We start from the raw sequence: 23196 nt of genomic DNA on the forward strand, positions 1-23196 counted from the left end.
TCACCAAGGCGAGGCTCGCACCAGGCCTTGACATGGCCACCCAGGATTGCGTGCATCATCGCCGCGTCACGGCGTTCGTCATTCCATAGGCGAGCCTGGGCCGAAGAAGGCCTTCTATCCCAATCCATCCCAGACCATGCGCTGCCGAAGGGCGGGGGCGAGGACAAGGGCAGCGATGACGCTGCCGGCAAGCAACATCCAGGCCCCGAAGTACGTGAAAAGCTTGAGTTCGGGAGCCAGAGGCGGCCCGAAGTCGGCGGCCATCAGAATCACCCCGCCGAGGATAAGCGCAGTCGAGACAATCACCTGGATGAACTGTTCGACGGTGGAGACCAGCAGGTTCTTGATCGTCGTGATATTCAAGCCGGATGTACCGACGTCGAGGGTGCCATCCTGCAGGTGTCCCGCGATCCGTGAGAGTTGGCCGGGCAACTCGGCGATCTGAGGAGCGGTCGCCGCAGCGTAGAGCGTCATCTCCTGGCGGGAGATGCCCAGTCCCCCAACATCCCGTAAGAGCGCCTTCCCGTTCTGAGTGACCAGGGAGAGCAGATTGAGTTCCGGGACAAGTCGCGTGATCGAGCCTTCGAGCGTGCTGATCGCGCGGAAGGCAGTCGCCACAGAGGCTGGCATCGGGAACCCGAAGTCGACGACGAAGTCGATGAGCTCCCCGAACAGGGCCGCCGAGGTTGAGCCCGGGGCGCCGTCTCCATACTTGAGCATGATCTGCCCGATCTCGCGTTGCAGCTCCCGCAGATTCACCTCGCTCGGTGTACCGAGCAGCTCGAGGATTGCGGCAGTTGCCGCTTGCGAGTTCTGCGAGTCGAAGGCCATGAGCAGCAAAGCGATTGCTCGACGGTCGCGTTTGTCGATGCGCCCGACGGCTCCGAAGTCGACGAGGCCGGCACGTCCCGCACTCGAGACGACGATGTTTCCCGGGTGGAGGTCGGCGTGGAAGATGCCCTTACCGAGCACCTGGCGGACGACCATGAGGAAGAGGTCCTGGGCGATCTCTCTGCGCGCGATTTCGGAGAGGTGGTCGACCACCTCGGCGCCGTGGGACAGAGGGGAACCCTCGACAAGGTCCATGACAATGACGAACTCGCCGGAGAGCTCCTTGTACACGTGAGGGATGTGGACGACGGAATCAGTCTTCGTCGTCGACCGCCCGGTCTCGTCGGCGAGGCGGAGGGCTTCGATGTGGGCGAGCTCGCCGCGATAGTCGAGTTCGCCCTGTAGTGAATCGACGAAGCTGCGGGCGAGCTTCGCGATGCCGATCTTCTTCGCCCAGTCGGTGGTGCGATCGAGACGGTCGGCCAGGGTGAGGACGATATCGCAGTCTGCCCGGACCTGTTTGCGGATCTTCGGTCGCTGCACCTTGACCGCGACGACGCGACCTTCCCAGGTCACGGCGCGGTGGACCTGGGCGACGGAGGCACCTGCGAAGGGTTTCTCATCGAACTCGGCGAACACCTCGGCGACGGGACGGCCCCATTCGGCCTCAAGTTGGTCCTTCACCTCGGCGAAGGGAACGGGTTTCACTCCGGCCTGGAGGGTGGAGAACTCCTCGACGAATTCGTGCGGGATCATGTCACCGCGGGTGGCGATGAACTGGCCGAGCTTGATGAATGTGACCCCCGAGGCGGCCAGCGCGTCACGGGTGGTGGCGGCGATCTCTCGGAGGGAGACGCGCAGAGTGGGGATTCGGGGTCGGAGGTAGCGGGAGAGGCCGAATTTGATGAGGATTTTCTGGATCTGGGCCAGGCGGTTGACGCGGCGGTACCAGGTGGGGATCTTCGGTGCGTTGCGGATGAGTGAGCTCAGGGTGCCCGAGGGCATGATGAGTTCGATCGCCAGGAGGACGAACATCTGGATGACGATGAACCAGGCGAAGAGCAGCAGGAAGACCATGATGGCGGGGAAACTCATCGACAGGTTCGGGTATTGGTCGGATTCGGAGATGCCGAGGAGCTTGTACGCCTGGAGGGTGATGGGCCAGATCGAGAGGCCCATGATGAGGGAGACGATGGTGTTGCGCGCGGCTCCGGTGCCGGTGAGCATCATCCGCCGGACGAGGAACCCGACGATGAGCGCGCTGAGGACGCCCAGTCCGATGGTGTAGAGGATCGTCACCCGTCAGCCCTTCCGTCGTGTGTGGTCACTCGCCGAGGTGGGTCATCGTTCAGCGTGACCCTTACGGCCCAGTCCGGCGTGGTGCGTTGTAGTTCGGCGCCGTCACCAGCCTAATTGATCGGCGGGTTGCTGTGATTGAGAGTTTCCGGTGCATCAGGGGATTCATTCGTGTCGCCTGGCTTGAAGGTTTCTGTAAGTCGAACTCGAAATGCAGGCGCTTCCGACTGATTGTTTGCGAATCCAAGAAAGCGGCCGCACCCGGAACTGTACGTTCCGAATGCGGCCGCCACATGTTCTCTCCAATCAGCGATCAGAGGACAGACGTCACCGGCTTCCGCTCACCGAGGTGTTGCTGAGACTGTCTCCCGACTTCTTATCGAGGTCTGCGATGGATTCCTTCGCTGTTTCCGGTGCCCACAGATAGCAGACGATGCCGCCAATCAGGAGAATTCCGACACAGGAGAACAGTGCCGTATTGATCCCGGCTCCGGCAACGATCAATGGCAGAAGGAAAGTGCTGGCAGCGGATCCGATTCGACTGCCGGCGGTGACGATCCCCAGCCCCGAGGCCCGCACCTCGGTGGGGAACAGTTCTGGCGGGTAGATGAACTCAAGGTTCGCCGCAGCTGCGAGAACAAGCGCGAAGCAGGCAAAGAGAACAACCGCCAGTATTGGACTCACAGGGGCGAGCAACACGAGAGCGGTGAGGAAGACCGCGCCTGTGAAGAATGTGCTGATGAGGAATGATCGGCGACTGAGTCGATCGACGATGACCATGCCGAGGATCGCTCCGGTGAGAAGGAAGATGTTGTAGAGTGCTCCGCCGGCCAAGCTGTTCGTCACTCCCAGTGATTCCATCACCAGTGGAGAGAACGTTCCGAGGGCGAAGTATGGAATGACTTGGCAGACGTAGAACACCACACCAACGACAGTACGGCGACGGTGTTGAGCGCTGAAGAGCACTTTGTAACGAGACTGCGTTCGCTCCGACGAACCGCTCATGTCCGCAGCGGGTGGAGCAACGTCGGCCCCAGCGACCTTTCGAACGACTGCGGCTGCGTCTTCCGCCCTTCCGTGTCGCACGAGCCACAACGGCGATTCTGGGACTCCCAGTCGGACACTGAAAACGAGAAGTTCAGGGATGGCGCTCGCAATGAGCATGTACCTCCAGGACTCACCGTCGATGTGGGAGATGAGGAATCCGACGAGGTAGGCGAACACGTAGCCAGCGGCCCAAGCCACTGCCATCATGCTGAGCAGCCGACCGCGAAAATGCCGTGGCGCGTGTTCTGTCACGAGCGTCTTGCTCACAACATAGTCGGCGCCGAGCATCAGCCCGATCAGGAGCCGCGCAATGAGCAGCTGCCAGGACTCTTGCACAAAGAACTGCGAGAGCGAGAGACAGGCGATGACGAGCATGTCGAATCGGAAGATTGCGGATCGTCCGATGCGGTCGGCGATCGGCCCGGTGATGATGGCCCCCAGGAAAAGGCCGACAAGAGTTGCCGCACCGAGCATTCCGATAAGCAAAGGCGTGAGATTCAGGGCGTTGGTCGCAGAGGTGATCACGATACCGATGATGCCGAGAACGAACCCGTCGCTGAACTGACCTCCAGAACCTGCCGCAGCCACCCGGATATGAAACCGGTTGAGCGGTACATCTTCGTATTGGATTGGGGTCGTGCTCATTGTCAGACCCCCTGAGTCTTCGCAGCGCGGGATGAACGCACCTGTGCAGCAGCTGCGTCGTATCCTTCTTCGGCGGCAAGCGCCACCCACTTGTCATAGCCTTCGTCAGCGTTTGACTCCAGACGCTGGCCGTTCCATTCCAAGCCGTTGACACAGCGTTCGGTAAATACGGTGGCAGCCCCGGTCAGATCGTCGAACATATCGATGAGGGCGTCGACGATGACTGGTTCCATAACGTTGAGTTCGAGCTCACCGGCGGCGACAGCTGCCTCGACCGTGTGGGAGGCGCCGCGAATCCGGTAGCTCAGCTGCATGACGAACTCAGGGATTGCAGGATTGATCTTCCCCGGCATGATCGATGACCCCGCTTGGACTGCCGGCAATGTCAGCTCTGCAAGACCTCCCCCGGGACCGGAGGAAAGCAGCCGGAAGTCCGCGGCGATCTTGGCCATGAGCGTTGCGATCCGGGCGACGGCTGATGCGACGGCTGCGTACGTGTCAAGATGCGCCAGAGCGTCGAAGAAGTCGTCATTGACGGTCAGAGGCAGGCCCGTGGTTCGGGACAGTTCTGCGACTGCCAGTTCACTGTACCCCTCGGGCGCTCCGATACCGGTGCCGAGGACGGTTGCCCCGAGTGGGACCGCGGTCAGTTCCTTCAGCGCCTCCTGCAACGACGTCACTCCTCGCTTCAGGCCGGTGGCCTGACCCTGATGTGTCTGGCCGACGGTGAGGGTGACGGCATCTTGCAGGCAGGTGCGTCCAAGACGCCGAACCTCAGCGAACTCAGTCGCTTTCCGCTCAAGTGCAGCGATGAGGTCTTCAACCGCTGCCACGACAGGCGCCGAAAGTTCGAGCACAGTGAGAGCCATGGCCGTCGGGTAAGTGTCGTTGGTGGACTGAGAGGCGTTGACATGGTCATTGGGGTGAACGTCGGTTCCGGCCAGCTGGCTGGCACGATTGGCGATGACTTCATTCACGTTCATGTTGGAGGTCGTTCCTCCGCCGCCGAGTACCAGCGCAGTCGGGAACTGCTGATCGTGTCGGCCAGCCAGAATTTCGCTGACAGCGTCTTGGATACTTTGAGCTCTCGTGGAGTCGAGGACGCCGAGCGTCAAGTTGGCGCTGGCAGCTGCACCTTTGACATGGGCATAGCTTCGGATGAGTGCCGGCACGTCAGCGAACCGGCGCCTCGGGGTTCCGAAGTTCATGACGCCAAGCTGTGTCTGTCTTCCGTAGAGGACTTCGCTTTCAGGCGTGGCATATCCGCTCTGCAAATCCGACTGTGCATCTACAGATTCCATCTCTTCACTCCGCTTCTTTGTGTTCTGGGACACGCCGAGCTTAGGAATTGAGTGGCTCTTAGAGCAATTGCTGTTGCTCTCACAGCAATACTTCGACAGATTCGCGCTAGAGTGGCGGAAGATTGGCAACATACGATCGAGAGATGAGGACGTGAAGTGGCAGACACAACCGCCGAGCGAGTAGCTTCCCTGCTACTGGCGTTCGAAGACCCGAATAGTGCGACCAAGTCAGTCTCCGAGTTAGCCGCTGCGGTCGGCCGTGAACGCAGTCAGGTGTCTCGGATGCTCAAATCTCTGGCCCGCGGAGGTTTGCTGGAACAGGATGAGTCCACTCGCCAGTATCGGCTGGGTTGGCATCTCAGAATTCTGGCGGCACGAGCCGGGGACGACCACCTGGTGAGAGTCTGCCGGCCGATTCTGCAACAGCTCGTTGCCGCGACCGGGGAGGTTTCGCTCCTGTCTGTGCAGGAGGGAAATCGGTCACTGACCGTTCTTCGCGAGGAGTCAAGGCAATCACTGCAGGCAGGCGGTTGGGTGGGGCGCCGGTCTCCCCTGCACTACACGGCCTCTGGTCGTGCCTTGATGTTCGACAGCGATGACGAACACATTGAGAGTCTGGTCTCCCGAGATCTGGGCGATGACAATGTCGGACCAGCTGCACCGCGAGACGTGCAAACGGTGCTGGAACGCACGGAGGCCGACCGGCGACGAGGATACAGCGTGGCCTCCGAGGAGATCGAAGTCGGTCTGACTTCCACAGCCGCTCCGATTCGCGATGGCCTCGGTCAGATCGTTGGAGTCATCAACGTCTCCGGCCCATCTGCACGGATCCTTGATCGAATTAACACAGTCGGACCTCTGGTTACCAGAGCGGCAAGCGCCGTCAGCGCAAAGATGGGCGCTAAATCCACCCGTCAAAGGCACGCCTGACGACGGACTTCGATCTGGATACAGTGGCTCTCGAACTGCTGGCCGAGCCCGAGAGCGCTGTTTACAGCTCTTCGGTCGGCGTTCGTCCATGACATTCACGAAGAGCTCATCGCCGAGCTTGTCGTACGAAGCGACTTCCGGGTACCACTTGTCGGGTGAGGCGAAGCTGCCCATGTCGTCACAACCGAGTCCGGACACTCGACCTCAACTTGCCGCGGGAGGAGCTCCGAATCAGACTGGAAGGTCTGCTCAGGTGGCTAGAGACTGCTATCCCCGAGCCGGCTGCTCACCTCGACTAAGACAAGAGACTTTAGGCGAGTCCTCTGATCGATAACTCGACGGCGATGTTCATGGACAGGTCGGGATTTGGCCGGATTCGGAGATCCGAGAACGCACTTTCAATGCCCTAGAAGGTTTCTCGTGCATTATTAGTACGATCGTGCTAGTTTTCTTGTATGGCGACAACTTCGACCGAACGGCAGAGTCGGACAAACAAGGCGGGCAGCGAGCGACGTGCGCAGATCATCAGCTGTTCCGTCGACGCTTTGTGTGAACTCGGCTTCGCCGGCGCCACCATCGGTGAGATTGCTCGCCGGGCTGGGGTCAGCAAAGGAGTCGTCACCTATCATTTCCGCGACAAGGAGGCACTGCTCATCGCCGTCGTCTCCGATCTCTACTCGACAGTCGGTGGCCTCATCGGCGAGCGGATCGACTCGGCTGAGTCCTCTGCTCAAGCACTGCGCGGCTACCTCGAAGCCAACCTGGAATATATTCGCGAGCAGCCGCGACGAGTTCGCGCCGCTATGGAAGTCATGGCCAACATTCGACCAGGCCTTGACGATCCGAAGCCGGTCGACCCGGTGACCGACCACCTCGCTGGCCTCCTCCGTTCTGGGCAGGAATCGGGCGAGTTCGGTCAATTCGATGCTCAATCGCTGGCGATCATCATTCGGGCATCGATTGATGCCGCAGCCAGGTCAATCGTGTCGATTCCCGACTTCGACTTCACTGCCTACCAACACCAGCTCATCTCGCTCGCATTGGACTCAACTCGCCGCTGAATCGCCCGCGAGTCGATGAAAGGATTCAGCTTTGACGCTCCGAAATGACCGACTCAGTAACGCGACGAGCTCACCATCAGACCCTGCCGACGGCTCTGATCCTGAACCCGGCAGCCAACCGGCCACGCGAAAGAATTTCGTCCTCACCATTGTCATCGACATCGCCCTTCCTTTGGCTGTGTTCTATGGTCTTCGGGCGCTGGGCGTCGACCAATGGTGGGCTCTCATTCTCAGCGGTATCGTGCCGATCGTTCGGCTGGGCATTGGGTTGGTTCACCACCAACGAATCGAAGGCCCGGGGCTATTTACGCTCAGCCTGCTGGTCGTCGGGACTCTTGTCGGGCTCCTCACCGGGGATCCCCGACTACTCGTTGCCCGTGAACGCTACCTGACCGCCGTCGCGGGGCTCTGGATTCTCGCTACCCTCCTCATGGCGAAACCGTTCATGTTCGCCGTCACTCTGCCGCTGCTCCCTCCCGAGACCAGGCAGCAATGGCACGACAACTGGCAGTCGTCGCGACAGTTCCGGCGGGTGTTGAGGTTGATGACCGTCGGGTGGGGTCTCGCATTCGTCATCGATGCCGCGGCACGAGTGGTTCTCGCCTATACGATTCCTCTCGACCTTGTACCCGTGATCGGCATCGCTCTCATGGTCGCCATGCTCGTCGCTGTCACTCAGGGAACCAAAGCATGGGCGAAGCGCCTCGCCCACCCGACGGAGGTCGAGTCATGACGACTTCAAGACAGCAGAATTCGCGACTCGATCGATGGGGTGCGCACCTCTTCATCCTCGGTGCGTGGGTCGCCGCATTCATCGCGTTCGCAGTTGCGTGGCTCCTGGCCTCTGGAACTGCTGTCGGCAACCCGTGCCAGGGCGCAGGATTCGGCTGCTTCCCGACGGAAAGACAGGGGATAGAATTCCTCGGGTTCCTCATCGGACTGCCGGCCACGATCTGCTGGTTCATCCTCGGATTGATTGTGACGCCTCTCGTCACCCGGTTCACCAAACTGAGGTGGTGGCTCTCGGGACTGCTGTCCCTGGTGATCTGCTCAGTCATCTTCACGGCGATTGTCTCCATCATCATTCAAGTCCGCTGACTCGCGGGTTTTCGATTCGTTGCATTCAGCTGCAGCAAAGGATCACAGGGGCATCCCCGAAGAAGCGCATGTGCACTAGCCGAATACCCAAGCGTGGCGTGATCAGCGGCTGGAACAGTATTTGAGTAGAGTCCATTCTGACTTTGAATCCGATCTTATGGAGTCACTGATGTCTATTCGCAGGATTCTGACCGCCACAACGGCGGCCGCCGCAATCGTATTGGGCGGCACATTGACGGCCGCCCCCGCGCAAGCAGCCAGTTGGAGTCAGCTCTACAGCTCAAAGATTGCGTGCCAAGCAGGTACAGATAAGAAACTGCACCAGATCAGAAGTCAGAAACCGACATACGTCCATATTCGGTGCACATGCAAGCACGTCGATGGAATCTGGGGTTCAGCAATAGAGTGGAGCACCCGCTAGTAGCGCGGACAGACCGAGTCTCCCCCGCGCTAAAGGCAGGGGAGACTCGGTTAACACTGTGGCTATCGGTTGCAGTCACTCCGGCCGGTGCTCGGCCATGACCTTCTCGAACAGCTCGTCGCCGAGCTTGTCGTACGAAGCATCCTCCGGGTACCACTCGTCGAGTGAGGCGAAGTCGCCCTTGTCGTCGTAACCAAGGTCAGACACGGACTTCGCCCATTCGTTTCCAGCATCGCCCAGCGTCTTCGGCGCGTCGGTGACGCCCGCCTTCTCGGCGGTCGTGTCCGACAGTTCCTTCGCGTACGTCGCCATCTGCTTCTGCACGTCATCGGCGAATGGCTCCACCGAACCGTCGTTGTCCTTCGCCTGCTCAACCGCCTGAGCTTTCGCCCCGATCACAACTTCCATCATCGTGGAAAACGTCGTCGACATCGAGTCGAAGATGACCTGCTGGTACGCCACCGGCAGCTCCGAATACTTCTTCCCCGCCGTGATCGCGCCGGCCGAACGAGCAATGCCCGCATCCGAGGCGACACCGATGTTCGGGGCCACCTCGAAAGTGCCGGCCTCCACGTTCGGAGCCAGCTGTCCGAGGTCGCAGTCGACGGTTCCGCGCTGCAGCGCCTCATAGGTCTCCGGGAACGACAGCGACACCGGAGTCGCGCCCAAGTCGGTCATCTGCTTGCCGGCAGCCGCCGAACCGACGCGCACCTGCTTGCCCTTCCAGTCATCAAGCGAGGTCATCGGCTTCGAGCACATCGTCGAATACCCACCGGCAGCGAGCATCGGAATGAGCGGGACGAGGTTCTTCTTCTCGAACTCCTCGAGCACCTCGGGCGTCTCCCACGCCGCCTGCACACCGGCCGCGTTCGCCGCCAGGTCACTGGCCACCGGCGAGGACGGCAGCGTCGACATGGCCGTGCCGGTCGCGTCGAAGGCCGGGTACTCGGCCGGGGTGTACGACGGCAGAGTGAAAGCAAGGTCGACGCGGCCATCGGCCAGAGCGTCATCGACGTCTTCGTAGCTGGCGATCGCCTGTCCCCACACGATGTCGACGGTGATCTTCCCGCCCGAGCGTTCCTCGATAGCTTTCTTCACATCGAGACCGTTCGGCGCGAGGATCGACTTCTCCGACATCGCCGACGGCTGGAACTTGATCGTCACCGGGTCGAGGTCGGCCAGGGCCTCATCGATCTCGTCCTGGGAGGCGTCATAGGCGAAGCCCTCCCCCGTGGAGTCTCCGGACCCCGAACCGTCGCCGCCGACGGATCCGGCGCATCCGGCCAACAGTGCCAGCGATGCGACCGCTGCGATGGCCTTGGCGGATTGGCCTGCGGACGGACGAATGCGACCCATGGGACTCCTTTGAACAAAAGCTGAGAATTCCCTTTGATTCTACGTCCGACTGAGGTGACCCTCACCATGGCTCCGCTCACATGGGTCGGGTGGGGCCGCCTCGGCGAGGATTATCCGGACATTCCCCCGCTGGTGCGGCTGATGAGATCGGGCAGCCATTCGGTCATTCCGGGCACGGCGACCATGAGGATGAGGAAGATGACGACGACGGGCAGGAACCACAGCAGGGAGATGAAGATATCGCGCAGCGTGACCGTGGCGCCGAGGTTGACCTCGGGGTTCTTCGCGATCGAGTGGACGATGTAGGGGATGATGCCGACCGGCGGGGTGACCATGGCGAACTCGCCGAGGAGGACGACGAAGACCCCGAACCACAGCGGGCTCACGCCCATCGTCTCGAGAGTGGGCAGGAGGATCGGGATGGTCAGCAGCATCATCGACAGGGTGTCGAAGAACATGCCCATGACGATGTAGAGGACGATGAGGACGAGCAGGAATCCGATCCGCGACAGCCCGAGGTCCGTGATGAGGCCGGTGAGGATGGGGGCGAGTCCGGTGATGGCGAGCAGGCTGGTGAGCATAGTCGCGCCGATCATGATGAAGAAGATCGCCGAGGTGGCCGCCACCGTATCCATTGCCGAATCCGCGACCTTGCGCCACGGTTGTTCCCCTCGTTTTTCCCACAGGCACAGCAGGAGTGAGCAGAGTGCGGCGGCGGCTCCGGCCTCGGTGGGGGTGAAGATGCCGGAGAACATGCCGCCGAAGAGGACGACGAGGATGACCGCGAAGCCCCAGACGCCGGTCAGCGAGGTGAAGCGGTCGCGCCAGGTTGTTGTGGGGCGAGTGGTGTTTGCGTCTGTTGTGTCTGTGGCGGTCTGGGCGTTCTGACCGCGGCCGACAAGTTTCGGGGCGATGACTCCGATGGCGAAGATGAAGGCGGCGAAGCACACGGCGAGCAGGATTCCGGGGACGGCTCCGGCCATGAGGGCGGGGCCGACTGGCACGGAGGCGATGCCAGCGTAGACGACCATGAGGATCGAGGGTGGGATGAGGTTGCCGGTCATACCGGAGACCATGATCGTGCCCACGGCCATGCGGCGGTCGTAGCCGGCTTTGAGCATTTCGGGGATGCCAGCTCGGCCCAGGGCGTAGGTCATGCCGATGGTCGAGCCGGTAACTGCCGACAGGCCTGCCCCGGCGAAGGTGGTGCCGATGCCGATGCCTCCGGGCAGCCAGGAGAACCAGTGGTCGGCGACGCGGTAGATCTTGCCGGAGAGTCCGGATTGGGTGAGCAGCATGCCCATGAAGATGAACATGGGGAGCACGCTCATCGACCAGTCCGAGACGGCGCTGAACGGGGCGGTGGAGAGAATGTTCATTGTCGCCGGGATGCCGGACACCGCGTAGACGCCGATGATCGACGGCACCGTCAGCGCGATGGCCACCGGTACGGAGAGGAAGAGCAGAACGAGCATCATCCCGATACACCAAGCGCCTCCGATGGCGGCGGATGGGCTGGTGAAGAGGCCGATGAGGCAGACGGCGACGAGCCCGAATCCGATGGTCAGGGCCAGTGCGCCTGGGCGTTCGCGGCGGGAGCCTGTGGGAAAGAGCGCGGTGGTGTTTGGCTTCGGTGCGCCGGTTCTGTTCGCGCTGTTTGAGTCTTCTGGGGGCAGGGGAGCGCCGGTGAGGTCGGTGTTCGCGTTCAACGCTCCTCCCCTACCTGGCTGCGGCGGCGGAGAACCGCGATGGCGTCGAGGATGTAGAGCACGGCGAGGAGCACGAACACGATCGGCACGAGGTAATACACGGGCCAGGTGATGACGGCGGAGACGTCGGCGGTCGAACCGATCGCCGTGTTCTCCAGGGCTTTCGTCAATCCGAACCAGGCGAAGGCGACGGAGACGAGCGCACCGAGGACGCAGGCGAAGACCGTGAACACTGCGGCGGTGGCAGGCTTCGCCCGCTCGATGGCCATCGTCACGGTGATGTGTTCCTTCTGCAGCTGCGCGGCCGGGATGCCAAGGAGTGCCACGATTGGCAGGTACCAGTATTCGACGATCTCGTTGGTGCCGTAGAGCGGGGCGTGGAAGATCGACCGGGCCAGTGCGTGGGTGACGATGTGGAGCATCATCACGATGATCGCCGCGGCCGTGGTGACGGTCAGCCACCTATCGAAAACTTTGGTGAACGTGCTCATCAGGAGTCACCATAGCCGTCGGCCGAGGTGCTCGTTGCGCGTGCAATGTTTGAGGCTTCCGTTGCTTCCACGCCGGTTGCGACACCAGCCCCACCGCCGGTGACGTCGGCAGCTCGCAGCGCTTCAATCAGGTCGACAACTTCGGAGGCGTCTGCCAGTCCGTCGGGGATCATCGCGGTGACGCGACGGGCGCCGGCCTCAGCAAGGGCGATGGGGTCGATTCCTGGGTTTTGTGAGTAGCGGCGGGCGCTGCGAGGCAGCAGCGCGACACCAAGTCCGTTGGAGACAAGAGATTGGATGGCGCCGGGGTTGTCCGTGATGTGCCGGGTGCGGGGTTCAAAACCTGCGGTGCGGCACAGGCGTTCAGCAGTGGATCGGCACCGCACGCATCCCATGATCCACGGCAGTTCGGCAACATCGTTGAGGTGTTGGATCTGCCCGGCACGGTTCCAGCGTTCGGGCACGAGAAGGTCGAGGTGGTCGGCGCCGAGGTCGACGGTCATGTGTCCGGCCAGCTCGAGTGGGGCTTCGTCTTCGTGATGGAAGAGGAAGGCGATGTCGATGGCACCGTCCTCGAGCAGACGAAGTGCTTCGGGCGGTTCAGCCTCGGAGACTTCGTAGGAGTGGTGAAGTGGTGAGTCCGTCTGCGTGCCCGCGTTTGCCTCTAACCGGCCGAGAGCTGCGGCCAGGGGGCCGATGACGAAGCTCGGGAATCCGGCAAGACGCACATTGCGTCCGCCGAGGCCGAAGGCTTTGGCGAGGTCGCTGCGCAGTCCCGTCACCGAGGCGGCCACCTCGCCAGCGCGGATGCGAGCGAGTTGGCCGGCAGTGGTGAGTCGGATGCCGCGTGGCGTGCGGTCGAAGAGGGTGACACCGAGGTCTTTCTCCAGCGCGTTCATGTGTTGGGACAGCGCTGGTTGGGACCAGCCGAGGGCGCGTGCGGCGGCACCGATGCTGCCGGATTCGGCGATGGCGCCGAAGATGAGGAGGCGTTTGGGCTCACCGAGGTCGAGAGCCTGTTCGAAGACAGTAGCCATAAGTCCAGCTTATGTCAGAGCAGAGGGAACTGGGTCTACCGAAGGCAGATGATGCGCACCACACTGGAAGTAATCGTCGTGAATTGACTGGTGAGTTAAGGAGTGGAAGTATGCGCAGGATCGGTCTGCTGGGTGGAATGAGCTGGCATTCGAGCATCGAGTACTACACGAAGATCAATGATGCCGTGGCGAAACAGCTCGGTGGTCACCATTCGGCGCAGATCCTCCTCGACTCATGCGACTTCGCAGATATCCGGGAGCTACAGGAAGCCAACGATTGGGCGGGCAATGACGCGTCGCTCGTGGCGACGGCACAGCGTTTGGTCGACGGCGGCGCCGAGGCCGTTGCAATTGCCACGAACCTCATGCATAAATGCGCCCCGGCGATCGAGGCGCAGGTCGATGCTCCGCTCATTCACATGGTCGATTCGATCGCGACTATGGCGAAGCGCCAGGGCTATTCGAGGCTGGCGGTTCTGGGCACCCGATGGACGATGCTCGAAGACTTCTATACCGGCCGGCTCGAAGCCCAGGGCATCAAGACTCTGGTACCGGATGAGGCAACGTGCCTCGAGGTCGATCAGATTATCTGGGACGAACTCACCCAGGGTGTCTTTACCGATGCCTCACGCGCTCGATACATCGAAATCATGAACGATCTCAAGGCTCGCGGTGCCGACGCGGTGACCCTGTCTTGCACTGAAATCGGTCTCTTGGTCCCACCGGAGACCGCTCCCCTGCCGGCCATCGATTCCGTCGATGCGCACGTCGCTGCAATCGTGGAATGGATGATGGCAGAGGAGCCCGCACTCGCTCAAGCATGATTGCTGCCTGGGTCTGCCCTATAGTCCAAGCCGACCTTCCTGAAAGTTCCCCGACCGCTGATGCTCTAGGGGTTACCGCAGAGAGCCTCTCCGGACTACAGTCAGCTCATGACAACTCAGATCCCGCCGAGAACGGGAATCGATCGGTGGGGTCCACTTCTGGTCGTCTTCGGCGTGTGGTTCGTCGCTTTCGTCATCTTCTTCATCACGTGGCTGCTGGCGTCCGATACAGCGGTCGGCAATCCCTGCCAAGGTGCGGGCTTCGGCTGCTTTGAAACCGAACGACAAGGAATTGAGTTCCTCGGATTCCTCATCGGCCTGCCGGTGACTTTCGGGTGGCTCGTCCTCGGTCTGGTCGTGACGTCGTTGGTCGGCCTGATCAAGAACATGCGCTGGTGGTGGAAGGGCTTACTCTCACTTGGCATCTGCCTCGCCCTTGCCACCGCCATCGTCGCCATCATTATTCAGGTTCGCTAGATCCCACTGATTCCGGTATCCGAGCCTCTTCGAGCTTCTTCTGTCGCCGTTTGAGATTGCTGCGACTGGCGAAATAGGCCAGCAGGACAAGCATCCCAATCCGCAAGGTGGTAGTCATCCAGTCTGGGACTCCCAGGGAGATGTCCGGGATCCACCCGAACAGCAGGTTGAATAACCACTCGAGGAACCTGCCCACCGGGGCGAAGACTGTTTGCAGCCATTGGGCGAACGGCTCGAACAACGGCAATACGTGGTCTGTCATCCACCTCATGATCGGGTCGAACAGCCAAGCGAACAACGAGCCCAGACCGAGCAGCGGAAGCAACAAGCGAACCAGCATCGTCAGCCCCGAGAACAGGGCGTATCTCTCCGGATGCGCCGCCCGTCGACGCTCACGCGCCTCTGAACGACTGCCGGCCTCGGGCACCAATGGCACAACATCAAGGTCCTTCCGGACCTCGACCTCACCGGCACCGCCCATCGCCGCACTCGTCACATGAATTTCTTCCCGCGGAGGCATCGATCCGATCTCGGTCCGCCGATGAACTTTGAGTCGAGTCTTCAGCCATCCACTCGCTCGGACGGCTACCTCAGGCTCGTTCTCGGTGCCTGCCGAAGATCGCCGACCGATTGGATACTCGACATCATCGATAGAGACCGCTGTGACCGTCGTCTTCCAGGGAGTATGTTTCGCCGTTACCGAATACTCACGATCGAACGCGCTTCCGGAATAGCTGGTGGTCGCGACAAACCTCGAACCTTCGGTCACAGAACTCCCTCACACAGCAAACAAACTTGTCAGTCGAAAAGACAGACTAGCTTGTCAGTTTTCACATGCCCGGAGCGACCTTAATCGTTTCCAACCATTCACGCCAACGACCGAGTCGGACCGCATCCGCACGGGGCCCGCTTCTACGCTTAGTCCAAGCCTGATTGGGCTCGCCGCCGCGCTGCGCACTGTCGTGAAAGTCACGCCCATCAACGAATTCACGCACTCGCCGAATCCCATGGAGCGCGTTGACGAGCCATACCTCGTGCCCGAAAAGTTCCTCGGGCCGCAACCGCCGAAACTCGACCGGTACCGACCGAGCGCGAGCCTCCTCGAGGATCACCGCCGAGGTGACTCCCGGCAGCGCTCCCAACTCCGGATCTGGTGCGCAGAGGGTCTCTTCGTCCCACCACAGAAGGCTCGTCGTTGCTCCCTCGATGACGTACCCGTCCCCATTGATGAGCAATACCTCGTCACAGCCATACTGCTCACGGGCATCCGTCCGCAGCCCCTCAAGCAATGCGATATCCGGACCTTTGCGGCACGGAGTAGTGCGCGGGTCGGAATGTGACGGGACGAGAACCCGCAACTCACGAGTCCGCGGAGGTGCCGGCCGCAGGCGAAATGCCAGCAACCGCTCAGCTCCTGAGGGATCCTCAAGGACGTCCACGCGTGGGAACCACTCCCCCGTCGCCGGGATCTTCTCGACCACTGCCGCCCAGAAACCCTTGGTGATCGCGCTACCCATCCCTACCTGAGCAGCAGCATCACCGAACCGTGCCCGATGGCGGTCGAACGCTCGTGCCCGACCGTCTTCAACAAACCACGAATCGGCAGCCATCAGCGTCGATGAGCTGATGTCCGCCATTGGCTCTTGGTAACGGCTTTCCTGTTGATTCCACAGCCACACGTTCATCGCTCGACTCCGCCCGAATGTTCGGCCACAGCGGAATCGGCCGGTCCGACCTCCTCGGCGGGAATCATGGTCTGGAAGTCAACTTCGCCGAACTGCTCAGCCGAACGGATGCACGTCCCCTGCGCGGACAGAACATCCGTATGAACGGTGTCCTTGCCGGGGAAGTCCGCAGAGCCGAGCAACCTCAGCACCGGGGCTGCTTTCACCACGGTTTCCGCGTACTCCTCGTCGGAGTCCGAGAGTGCGACGATCGCCCCGCCGACCCCGTACCTCACTTTCTCACCTCGGACGACGAGCGTGCGGATGACGACGCTGAGATCGACGGCACCACCGAGCGAAAAGTACCCGACCGCTCCGCTGTACACCCCACGCGCGCCGGCCTCGAGCTCATCGATGATCGCCATCGTCCGCAGCTTCGGCGCCCCGGTCATCGACCCCGGTGGGAACGCCGCCCGCACACACGCCACGGGACTGGCACCCTCAGCCAAGCGTGAACTCACCGTCGAGACCATCTGATGCACCGTCGCATATGACTCGATCCCGAACAGCGTGTCCACCTGCACCGACCCCAGTTCGGCCGTGCGCCCGAGGTCGTGCCGGACGAGATCGACGATCATGAGGTTCTCCGACCGATCCTTCACCGAGGCGGCCAGCTCAGCCTTGATCGCCTCGTCCTCGTCCGGGTTCGCTCCCCTGGGCCGAGTACCCTTGATCGGCTTCGACTCCACTCGGCCGTCGGCACCGATGCGCAGAAACCGTTCAGGCGAGGTACAGAGAATCGATGCCTCTCGCGTGCGGATGAACGCCCCGAAAGGCGTCGGGTTGTCCGCGCGCAGCCGCAGGTACATTTCTAGCGGAGTTTCGTGCGGGGTGGCGCTGCCCTCGAGCATGTTCGTCAAGCACACCTCGTACGTCTCGCCGTCGGTGATCTTCTGCTGCACCTGGTCGATGAGGTCGAGGTAGTCGTTCTGGCTGTGACGAGCCTCGAGGGTTGGATTGCGGCGTTCCTCTGGGGTTGCGGTGTCTGCCTTCGCCGAGGTGGCCCGGCGTTGGTCAGCGTCGCTGACTTCCTCGGCGGGGACCAATGCGATCCGTGCGCGTGTGTGGTCAAACCAGTCCTGGTTTGCTGCGTGGCCAGTTGGGTCGTCGGCCCGACGCAGTGCCAGAAGGTGAATGCTATTGGCGTCGTGGTCGATGACCAGTGCGCGATCAAGGAACATCATGACGGCATCAGGCAGATCGGATTCATGCTGGTTCGGTGAGCCGACCTCGGTCTTAAGTTCGTAGCCGAGGTAACCGACCCACCCAAGCCGGAACTCGAACGGCAGGTCTTGGCTGTCCGCGCGCATGTCGGGGTATGCGGTTTTGATGCCGGACGCCTCTGACCTTTCACCAGACACCGCGACAGTCGTGCCAGCGAGCTCAGCATCGAGCCAGTCGAAGAATCCGGACGACTGAATGAAGCCCTCTGATTCGCCACTGGCCGAGCGGACTTCGACAGTCCCTTTTAGCACCGAGGCGGTCGCTACTTTACTAAGCGGACCGGACGGCGCACCCATGATTGAGAACCGGGACGAGTCGTTGCCAGGTAAGTTTCCGTCGAGCCAGACGGCCTCGGGTTCATCACCGAAGAGCTCGGCGAAGAGACGTTCGTCGGCGACCTTTTGTGGGAGCACATCGGAGTCGAGTATGTAATGGTGTCGAGGGTTAGAAAGACTGGTGGTCCTTTGGGACGGATCGAGTACTCCGCACGTCCTCGCGGGGACGTCGGAACCAGAGGCCAAATCCTTGCCAACCCAATCTTCCGTAGCCGACAGGTCATTCTCGTGCTGACCGCGGCGGTTCCACGCCTCAGTCAGCTCGGCAAAGTTCTGCAGCAGCGTCCGTGCTTCCTCGGAGGCGATCGATTCCGGATGGAACTGAACTCCCCACTGCGGCTTGGTCCGATGCCGCAGCGCCTGGATGACCCCATCTCCGGACCACGCGGTCGCTTCCAAACAGTCGGGCAAGTCCGTCGCTGCGAGCGAGTGATACCGCACCGCCGAGAACGGCGAAGGGATACCGGCGAACAGCTCGTTGCCGGTGTGACTGATCTGAGAAACCCGACCGTGCCGGGGCTCCGGTGCATGCACTACAGCTCCCCCGCGTACATAAGCAATCCCCTGATGTCCGAGGCACACGCCGAGTACCGGAATCGGGGAATGCTCGATCACCTCGGCGCAGATACCGAAGTCGGCTGGCCTCCCCGGGGTTCCCGGTCCCGGGGAGATGACGACATTGTCGAACTCGTCGAGCACGCTCAGCTCGAATTCTTCCCAGTCGTTGGGCACGAGCGTCGGCGCACACTCGTTCACCTCGGCAAGGAGATGGAAGAGATTGAGCGTGAACGAATCAGCATTGTCGATGAGCAGAGTGCGGATCACAGTAGTCTCCTCACCGAAAGCGATTGGTATGCCGACCAGCGTATAGAGAATGCGAACTCATTCGACGGCGGCGCGAATCGTGGCACAAATCTGACTAATCAGCTGAGATGCGCTGTTCAAACAATCCAAACTTTCACGCACCAGTTGCCGAACCATTCTCGGAGAATAGACGGTCACGCGTCAGTTCGAAGATCGCAAGCTCGACTTGGCTACGAGTACGACCGAAAGGAGCTCCCCAAGTATCTAGCAGAGACAAGTAAAGCTCGTAACCCTTAGTCCGATCAATTCGGATCCCGACCAGCTCATCGGCGGGCACGTTCGCGACAATCCAGTCACGTACACGCTAATCGAGGATCGGTGCGACGCATTCGTCATCGATCGACTCTGTCATCGAGCTGAACGACATCCATTTGGTAAAGAACGCACCGCCGAGATACTTAATATGGCCCTTGTTGTTCAGGTAGTAGAAGGCATCGACGGGGTTCTCGGAACGAGTTACTTGCGCACCTTTAATCAGATTGTCTCGAATCGACTCGATGACAGGAGAGTCGGCGTTCGATCGCGTACGCTCACCAGTCAGAATACTGCGTGTCCTAAAGGGACCGTAACCTCCTGGGCCTCCCCAAATCATCACCGGCACAAAAGCGCCAAGGACTCTATCTCTGACGAGATTCTCTTGGACCACTTCGCGAATAACTTCCCGGCTAAGGACTGTGGGCAATGAGTCCACTGTCTCCCGGGCGTCAGCCACATCGTGGACAACTTTGGCCCATTTCTCTCGATTCCACTCAAAGCCGCGTTGTTTGGGCAATTCAGCAGAGAGCCGGGCTGCCAGTTCAGCTGGTGTACCTACTTCACTCATAATCAAATAACTATCACAGAGAGCCCTGGAGATCTCCGGAAGTACAGATTTGATTCAGCCGAGCACGAGCCTGCGGATTTGATCCGACAGTCCGCCAGCCGCCTCAGCGAGCAGCGACTCCTCCGAGTCTGCACCCGCACGCACGTACCGCCCCGTGAACGCATCCAGTGTCCCCGACGCCAGTGCCAACGCAAGGTCCGTGACCTGCTCGGGCGAGGTCCAGTCATCTCCCTGACGAAAATCGTGGACCGGCATCGACTTCGTCATGGCGGTCTCGACAACCCCGGGCGCCATCTCGAAGATCCGCAGACCTTTGTCGTGACCGAAGTGGACGACCGAATCGGCGATACGGAACAGCGACGCCTTCGACGCCGAATACACGGCATACGCTGGCGTGCCCTTCGCCCCCGACCCCGAGTTGAGGTCGATGATCCGGCTGGGACGTCCGGTCGCCTCAGCGCCCGCCATCAGCACCGGTGCAAAGACATTAATCATGAGCGCAACCCCGGTGACGTTCGCGTCGACGACGCCTTTGAGGCTCTCCGGATCGGCGTCCCACAGCGGCCCCTCGGTCGATTCGATGCGCCCGGCATTGTTGATGAGCACCTGCAGACGCTTCCCCGTCGACTTCTCGAGCTCGGCGACAGAGTCACGCAGCTGGTTCACCGCCGTGATGTCATCGGTGCGCAGACCGACACCGGTCACCGCTCCCCCGGTCGCCTCAGCGATCTCATCGGCCGCAGCTTCCGCCTTCTCCGCCGAGGTGGCCGTGACGATCACGTCATACCCGGCCTTCGCGAACGCCTCCGACAGATGACGCCCGATTCCGCGGGCACCGCCGGTGATGAGCGCGATCGTCTCATACGGGACCGCGGTCGCTTCAGAGGCTCCGTCGGGCGTCGGCATGTTTGTTCCGTAGGGCAGCTTCTCGGACATGGTCGGAACTCCTCGGTGTTGGTCGGGTGTGGGTGGTCAGTTGTCCATGTGCGCGGAACAGGTGCTCACGCCCGCGCGTTTGGTTGCTCGCGTGCTCGCTGCTGCGATGGTCGGCGCGAATACGACAGAGCCCGGTCGAACCACTGTATCGGTCGACCGGGCTCTGTTACGCACTGTTCTCAGCTGCGGACTTCGGCGCCGTGACGCTCCGCAGCCAACGACGTCGCCGCTTCACGCTTCGCCGAGGCCTCATCGGCCTTGAGCGTGCGATCCGGGGCGCGGAAGGTCAGGCGGAACGCCAGCGACTTCTTGCCCTCGGGCAGCTGGTCACCGGTGTAGAGGTCGAAGGTCTCGAGCAGTTCGAGCTCCTCCCCTGCACCTTCGCGCAGCGTCGCGGCCAGAGTCTGCGTGGGCAGCTCGGCATCGACGATGAGGGCGACATCCTGACGCGAGACCGGGTACGTCGACAGCGCACCGTCCCAGGCGCGCAGATCGTCCTGAGCCAGCAGCGCGTCGAGATCGATCTCGAATCCGACCGTCCGTGCCGGCAGGCCGAGGTTCTCGCACACCTTCGGGTGCAGCTCACCGGCATGGCCGAGAGTCTGCCCGTCGGCAAGGAGGAACTTCGCCGCCCGTCCCGGATGCCAAGGAGCGATCTGATCGGCCTCGACGGTGACCTCGAGACCGTTCGTTTCCGCAATCCGGCGAACGGTGTCGATGACGTCGGTGGCTTCGGCCTTGCGGCCCTTGCCCCAAACACCGGGCATCTCCGCATTCCCGGAGATGATGCCCGCGTAGTGGTAGGGCTGGTGCGGCACCGAAGCGTAGATTGTCGAGAGCTCGTCATCGCTCGGGTGGTATCCGGGAAGGTGACGCGGTCCCGGCCCCTCAGGCAGACCCGCCGATGTGGACACAAGTCCCGCCTCGAACAGCGCAACGTCCTTCGCCCCGCGGCCCTGGTTGCGAACCACGAGATCGACGAGAGTCGAGAGCAGATTGGTGCGCATGAGCGGCAGGTCTTCGGACATCGGGTTGGCCAGACGCACGTGCTTGCGGCGCACGTCATCGGCCTCGAACCGCAGCTGATCGTCGCGCTTGTCGTTCGTGAACGGGTAGGACAGCACCTCGGTGAACCCGTCGGCAGCCAACAGGTTCGAGATCCGACGGCGCGTCTTCTGCGCGACCGTCAGTCCGTTGCCGGCCCGAGCGGCGGGCTGAACGGAGGGGATGCGGTCGTAGCCGCCGGTGCGGGCGACTTCCTCGATGAGGTCGACGTCATCGGTGATGTCCGTGCGCCAGCTGGGCACGGTCACCGATACCGTCTCCTCGTCCTTGGCCGTTACGGTTGCGCCGATGCCCTCAAGAAGTGAGGTCACCTCGTCGATCGAGTAATCGATGCCGACCAGCGACGCCACACGGGCGACCTTGAGGTCGAGCACCGTCGGCTCAGGAGCCTGACCGACCTGCGTGGTGGCAGTGCTGAGCGTGCCGCCGCCGAGTTCGACGAGCAGATCCGCGCAGCGACGAGCCGCTACTGGGGCGAGCTTCGGATCGACTCCGCGTTCGAAACGGCGCGAGGCCTCCGAGGACAACTTGTGGCGACGCGAGGTGCGAGCAATCGAGATCGGGTCGAAGTGTGCGGCCTCGATGACGACGTCGGTCGTCTGGTCGTTGACTTCAACATCGGCTCCGCCCATGACTCCGGCCAGGCCGATGATTTTCCCGCCCTTGCCAGTCGCACCGGCACCGCGGTCGGTGATGAGCAGATCCTCGGGGTCAAGCTTGCGCTCGACATCGTCGAGAGTCGTGAACTTCTCCCCCGCAGTTGCACGGCGGACGACGATCTCGTCGCCGAGCAGCGAAGTGTCGTAGGCGTGCAGAGGCTGGCCGAGTTCGAGCATGACGTAGTTCGTGACATCCACGGTCAGACTGATCGGGCGCATGCCCGCCTGCTGCAGACGACGCTGCATCCAGAACGGGGTTGTCGCCTGCGGATCCAGCCCGGTGACCTGAAGAGCGGTGAACTGGTCACAGCCAGCCACCTCGTTGATGGGATTGTTGTCCTCGATCGATACCGGGAACCCATCGTCGGTGGCAACGTTGGTGGGCGCCACCTCGGCGGATCCGATGTCGGTGAAGGTCTGACCCTTCATCTGCGCGTATTCGCGTCCGATGCCGCGCATCGACAGCTGGTAGCCGCGGTCGGGGGTGACGTTGACGTCGAGGCTGACCTGGTCGAGGCCGAGCAGCTTGATCGCGTCATCGCCGGGCTCACCGGTCAGCCCAAGGTCGGAAAGGACGATGATGCCGGAGTGATCCTCGCCGAGGCCGAGCTCCTTGGCCGAGCAGATCATGCCGTCGGACTTGTGACCGTAGGTCTTGCGCGCGGCGATGGCGAAGTCGCCGGGCAGGACGGCTCCGGGCAGGCAGGCGACGATGAGGTCGCCGGGCACGAAGTTGTGCGCACCGCAGATGATGCCGCGGCTGGGCACCTCGGGTCCGGGCTGCGGGTCCTTCGGGTCGTCGAGGTCCTCGTTGTGTTCGGGGCCGACGTCGACGCGGCACCAGTTGACGGTCTTGCCGTTCGAGTGCTCTTCTTTGACGAGTTCGAGCACGCGACCGACGACGAGCGGCCCGGTGATCTCGGGTCCGAAGAAGTCCTCTTCCTCGAGTCCGATCGCCGCGAATTCGGCGGCGAGGGCATGGGGATCGGTCTCGGCTGGGAGATCGACATAGTCGGCCAGCCAGTTCAGTGGGACGCGCATA

The 23196-nt window shown here is 61.8% G+C and carries 19 protein-coding genes; 6 read left to right on the forward strand and 13 right to left on the reverse strand.

Translation table 11 applies throughout. The features are described from left to right. Nucleotides 1-114: 114 nt before the first annotated feature. The 3 genes from ACOZ9V_RS11660 to ACOZ9V_RS11670 form a co-directional block, all read right to left on the reverse strand. Nucleotides 115-2130, reverse strand: a complete 2016-nt coding sequence (locus tag ACOZ9V_RS11660; RefSeq protein ID WP_434590189.1) for an ABC1 kinase family protein — start codon at nucleotides 2128-2130, stop codon at nucleotides 115-117. A 324-nt stretch (nucleotides 2131-2454) separates the two neighbouring features. Then, nucleotides 2455-3819, reverse strand: coding sequence for an MFS transporter (locus tag ACOZ9V_RS11665; protein ID WP_434590192.1), 1365 nt, complete (start codon nucleotides 3817-3819; stop codon nucleotides 2455-2457). A gap of 2 nt (nucleotides 3820-3821) precedes the next feature. Next, nucleotides 3822-5252, reverse strand: coding sequence for a lyase family protein (locus ACOZ9V_RS11670; RefSeq protein WP_434590195.1), 1431 nt, complete (start codon nucleotides 5250-5252; stop codon nucleotides 3822-3824). Between the two features lie 24 nt (nucleotides 5253-5276). On the opposite strand from ACOZ9V_RS11670, the gene ACOZ9V_RS11675 reads away from it, so the two are divergent. The 4 genes from ACOZ9V_RS11675 to ACOZ9V_RS11690 all read left to right on the forward strand — a co-directional run bounded on the left by ACOZ9V_RS11675 (nucleotide 5277) and on the right by ACOZ9V_RS11690 (nucleotide 8209). Further along, nucleotides 5277-6050, forward strand: a complete 774-nt coding sequence (locus ACOZ9V_RS11675) for an IclR family transcriptional regulator (RefSeq protein ID WP_434590198.1) — start codon at nucleotides 5277-5279, stop codon at nucleotides 6048-6050. Between the two features lie 455 nt (nucleotides 6051-6505). Continuing rightward, on the forward strand, nucleotides 6506-7111 hold the full coding sequence (locus ACOZ9V_RS11680) for a TetR/AcrR family transcriptional regulator (protein WP_434590201.1): 606 nt from the start codon (nucleotides 6506-6508) through the stop codon (nucleotides 7109-7111). Between the two features lie 31 nt (nucleotides 7112-7142). After that, complete coding sequence (locus tag ACOZ9V_RS11685) at nucleotides 7143-7844, forward strand: VC0807 family protein (RefSeq protein ID WP_434590204.1); 702 nt, start codon at nucleotides 7143-7145, stop codon at nucleotides 7842-7844. Further along, entirely contained in the window at nucleotides 7841-8209 is a 369-nt protein-coding gene (locus ACOZ9V_RS11690; protein ID WP_434590206.1) for a hypothetical protein, read from the forward strand. The genes ACOZ9V_RS11685 and ACOZ9V_RS11690 overlap by 4 nt, the downstream gene beginning before the upstream one ends. 496 nt (nucleotides 8210-8705) lie before the next feature. On the opposite strand, the gene dctP is transcribed toward ACOZ9V_RS11690, so the two are convergent. The 4 genes from dctP to ACOZ9V_RS11710 all read right to left on the reverse strand — a co-directional run bounded on the left by dctP (nucleotide 8706) and on the right by ACOZ9V_RS11710 (nucleotide 13223). Beyond that, on the reverse strand, nucleotides 8706-9986 hold the full coding sequence (dctP, locus tag ACOZ9V_RS11695) for a TRAP transporter substrate-binding protein DctP (protein WP_434590209.1): 1281 nt from the start codon (nucleotides 9984-9986) through the stop codon (nucleotides 8706-8708). 110 nt (nucleotides 9987-10096) lie between these two features. Continuing rightward, nucleotides 10097-11695, reverse strand: a complete 1599-nt coding sequence (locus ACOZ9V_RS11700; RefSeq protein WP_434590212.1) for a TRAP transporter large permease — start codon at nucleotides 11693-11695, stop codon at nucleotides 10097-10099. Beyond that, nucleotides 11692-12186 carry a TRAP transporter small permease gene (locus ACOZ9V_RS11705; RefSeq protein ID WP_434590215.1) on the reverse strand — a complete coding sequence of 165 codons (495 nt, stop codon included), beginning with the start codon at nucleotides 12184-12186 and terminating at the stop codon, nucleotides 11692-11694. Before ACOZ9V_RS11705 ends, ACOZ9V_RS11700 begins: the two co-directional genes overlap by 4 nt. Next, nucleotides 12186-13223: a LysR family transcriptional regulator gene (locus ACOZ9V_RS11710; RefSeq protein ID WP_434590218.1), complete on the reverse strand. Its 1038-nt coding sequence runs from the start codon at nucleotides 13221-13223 to the stop codon at nucleotides 12186-12188. The genes ACOZ9V_RS11705 and ACOZ9V_RS11710 overlap by 1 nt, the downstream gene beginning before the upstream one ends. A gap of 110 nt (nucleotides 13224-13333) precedes the next feature. Between ACOZ9V_RS11710 and ACOZ9V_RS11715 the strand changes: the two genes are divergently transcribed. Continuing rightward, nucleotides 13334-14047, forward strand: coding sequence for an aspartate/glutamate racemase family protein (locus ACOZ9V_RS11715; RefSeq protein ID WP_434590221.1), 714 nt, complete (start codon nucleotides 13334-13336; stop codon nucleotides 14045-14047). A gap of 108 nt (nucleotides 14048-14155) precedes the next feature. Further along, complete coding sequence (locus ACOZ9V_RS11720) at nucleotides 14156-14524, forward strand: hypothetical protein (RefSeq protein ID WP_434590223.1); 369 nt, start codon at nucleotides 14156-14158, stop codon at nucleotides 14522-14524. Here the strand turns inward: ACOZ9V_RS11720 and ACOZ9V_RS11725 are convergent. From ACOZ9V_RS11725 to pheT, 6 genes are all read right to left on the reverse strand, one after another. Next, nucleotides 14508-15293: a hypothetical protein gene (locus tag ACOZ9V_RS11725; RefSeq protein ID WP_434590226.1), complete on the reverse strand. Its 786-nt coding sequence runs from the start codon at nucleotides 15291-15293 to the stop codon at nucleotides 14508-14510. The two genes, ACOZ9V_RS11720 and ACOZ9V_RS11725, sit on opposite strands and share 17 nt — an antisense overlap. Nucleotides 15294-15354: 61 nt before the next feature. Then, nucleotides 15355-16209, reverse strand: coding sequence for an aminotransferase class IV (locus tag ACOZ9V_RS11730; RefSeq protein WP_434590229.1), 855 nt, complete (start codon nucleotides 16207-16209; stop codon nucleotides 15355-15357). Then, nucleotides 16206-18632, reverse strand: a complete 2427-nt coding sequence (gene pabB, locus ACOZ9V_RS11735; protein WP_434590232.1) for an aminodeoxychorismate synthase component I — start codon at nucleotides 18630-18632, stop codon at nucleotides 16206-16208. Before pabB ends, ACOZ9V_RS11730 begins: the two co-directional genes overlap by 4 nt. Nucleotides 18633-18975: 343 nt before the next feature. Then, entirely contained in the window at nucleotides 18976-19494 is a 519-nt protein-coding gene (locus tag ACOZ9V_RS11740; protein WP_434590235.1) for a hypothetical protein, read from the reverse strand. Between the two features lie 54 nt (nucleotides 19495-19548). Further along, entirely contained in the window at nucleotides 19549-20430 is an 882-nt protein-coding gene (locus tag ACOZ9V_RS11745) for an SDR family NAD(P)-dependent oxidoreductase (RefSeq protein WP_434590238.1), read from the reverse strand. A gap of 179 nt (nucleotides 20431-20609) precedes the next feature. After that, entirely contained in the window at nucleotides 20610-23195 is a 2586-nt protein-coding gene (gene pheT, locus ACOZ9V_RS11750) for a phenylalanine--tRNA ligase subunit beta (protein ID WP_434590240.1), read from the reverse strand. Between the last annotated feature and the right edge of the window lies 1 nt (nucleotide 23196).

The organism is Brevibacterium sp. 1718 (assembly GCF_051131255.1).
Classification (GTDB): Bacteria; Actinomycetota; Actinomycetes; order Actinomycetales; family Brevibacteriaceae; genus Brevibacterium; species Brevibacterium sediminis.